This is a genomic window from Actinomyces sp. Z5, assembly GCF_003287795.1.
GTDB lineage: Bacteria > Actinomycetota > Actinomycetes > Actinomycetales > Actinomycetaceae > Actinomyces > Actinomyces glycerinitolerans.
Genome location: NZ_QMIN01000007.1, coordinates 1 through 2523 on the forward strand (window position 1 = coordinate 1; position 2523 = coordinate 2523).

Annotated in this window: 1 protein-coding gene; it reads left to right on the forward strand. The window is 66.4% G+C overall.

Annotated elements, in window-relative coordinates; translation table 11 throughout:
* The first annotated feature begins 556 nt into the window (after nucleotides 1-556).
* Nucleotides 557-2413 (forward strand): molecular chaperone DnaK, encoded by a 1857-nt coding sequence (dnaK, locus tag DRB06_RS00570; RefSeq protein ID WP_111818866.1) that lies wholly within the window; start codon nucleotides 557-559, stop codon nucleotides 2411-2413.
* The last annotated feature ends 110 nt before the right edge of the window (nucleotides 2414-2523 follow it).

The following is a 2523-nucleotide window of genomic DNA, read 5'->3' on the forward strand; positions in this document are numbered from 1 at the left end:
GAATCTCACTACTTCTGACACTCCCAGATGTCATGAGATCCAACAGTCCCAGAAGTCATGAGACAACACAGGCATCCCCAGGTACGAACCGTCGCCGTTCATGCCGAAGCGTCAGTGCCAAGTGCCGAACCGTCAACTAAACATACGAACCGTCCGCCTCGCTTTCCACGGGAAGTGCCTACGGCGCATGCCCCACCCCACCTACCGTCACAACAAGCAGCCGACCGCCGACCAGAACACACCACCAGCCACACCCTCAAACCGGAAGAGCCCCATAAGCGCCATATCTACGGATCTGGGCACGTAACCTCTACCGATCGCGGCGCGGCGGGTACTCGGGCCACATCCGGGTGGTAGTCGGGCGGCGTATGGGTCGTATTCAGGTGCCCGGAGTAACCCGAGTCACGGTGGGCGGCTCTGGAATAGAACCGCCCCATGCAGGGTTGAGCCCATCAGACTCAAGGTCGCGGCGCGTGGAGTTGACAAGGCCACGCTCAACCATGATCCTGAGTGTATACCACTCAACTTCAACACCACGAGACATCAAGGAGCACCCATGGCACGTGCCGTCGGCATCGACCTCGGAACCACCAACTCCGCCATCGCCGTCCTCGAGGGCGGCGAGCCCACCATCATCCCGAACGCGGAGGGCGGGCGCACCACGCCGTCCGTCGTTGCCTTCTCCAAGTCCGGCGAGGTGCTGGTCGGCGAGGTCGCCAAGCGCCAGGCGGTCACCAACGTCGAGCGCACCATCTCCTCCGTCAAGCGCCACATGGGCACCGACTGGACCGTCGACATCGACGGCAAGAAGTACACTGCCCAGGAGATCAGCGCCCGCATCCTGGCCAAGCTGAAGGCCGACGCCGAGGCCTACCTGGGTGAGAGCGTCACCAACGCCGTCATCACCGTCCCCGCCTACTTCAACGACGCCGAGCGTCAGGCCACCAAGGAGGCCGGCACCATCGCGGGCCTGACCGTGGACCGCATCGTCAACGAGCCCACCGCCGCGGCCCTCGCCTACGGCCTGGACAAGGGCAAGGAGGACGAACTCATCCTGGTCTTCGACCTGGGCGGCGGCACCTTCGACGTCTCCCTGCTGGAGGTCGGCAAGGACGAGGACGGCTTCTCCACCATCCAGGTGCGCGCCACCAACGGCGACAACCGCCTGGGCGGCGACGACTGGGACGCCCGCATCGTCAACTGGCTGGTCAAGCAGGTCAAGGACAAGTCCGGCGTGGACCTGTCCAAGGACAAGATCGCCATGCAGCGTCTGCGTGACGCCTCCGAGCAGGCCAAGAAGGAGCTCTCCAGCGCGATGAGCACCGACATCAACCTGCAGTACCTGTCCATGAGCGAGGCCGGCCCCATCCACCTCGACGAGCGCCTGACCCGCTCCCACTTCGAGGAGATGACCGCGGACCTGCTCGAGCGCACCAAGGTGCCGTTCCACAACGTCATCAAGGACGCCGGCGTCTCCCTGTCCGAGATCGACCACGTGGTCCTGGTCGGCGGCTCCACCCGCATGCCCGCCGTCACCGAGGTGGTGCGCGAGCTGACCGGCGGCAAGGAGCCCAACAAGGGCGTCAACCCCGATGAGGTCGTCGCCGTCGGCGCCTCCCTGCAGGCCGGCGTGATCCAGGGCGACCGCAAGGACGTGCTGCTCATCGATGTCACGCCCCTGAGCCTCGGCATCGAGACCAAGGGCGGCGTGATGACCAAGCTGATCGAGCGCAACACGGCCATCCCGACCCAGCGCTCCGAGGTCTTCTCCACCGCCGAGGACAACCAGCCCTCCGTCCTCATCCAGGTCTACCAGGGCGAGCGCGAGTTCGCCCGCGACAACAAGCCGCTGGGCACCTTCGAGCTGACCGGCATCGCCCCGGCCCCCCGTGGCATCCCGCAGATCGAGGTCTCCTTCGACATCGACGCCAACGGCATCGTGCACGTCTCCGCCAAGGACCGCGGCACCGGCAAGGAGCAGTCGATGACCATCTCCGGCGGCTCCGCCCTGCCCAAGGAGGACATCGACCGCATGGTCAAGGAGGCCGAGGCCCACGCCGAGGAGGACAAGAAGCGCCGCGAGGAGGCCGAGACCCGCAACATGGCGGAGCAGCAGGCCTACTCCATCGAGAAGCTGCTGAAGGAGAACAAGGACAAGCTGCCGCAGGACGTCAACTCCGAGGTCTCCGCCGCCGTAGACGAGCTCAAGAAGGCCCTCGAGGGCACTGACATCGAGCCGGTCAAGGCCGCGCAGGAGAAGCTGAACGAGGTCTCCCAGAAGATCGGTCAGGCCCTGTACGCCTCCGAGCAGGCCGCCCAGGCCGCCGATGCCGGAGCCTCCCAGGCGCAGTCCTCCGCCGAGGACGACGACGTCGTGGACGCCGAGATCGTTGACGACGAGGACGCCAAGTGAGCACCGACCCGGACAAGCGCCCGGAGGAGGGCTCCGAGCCCGAACCGGGGCAGGACGCCGGCCAGGACCGGCCCGCCGGCGCCAACGCCGGCGCCGGCGGGGTCGACCCC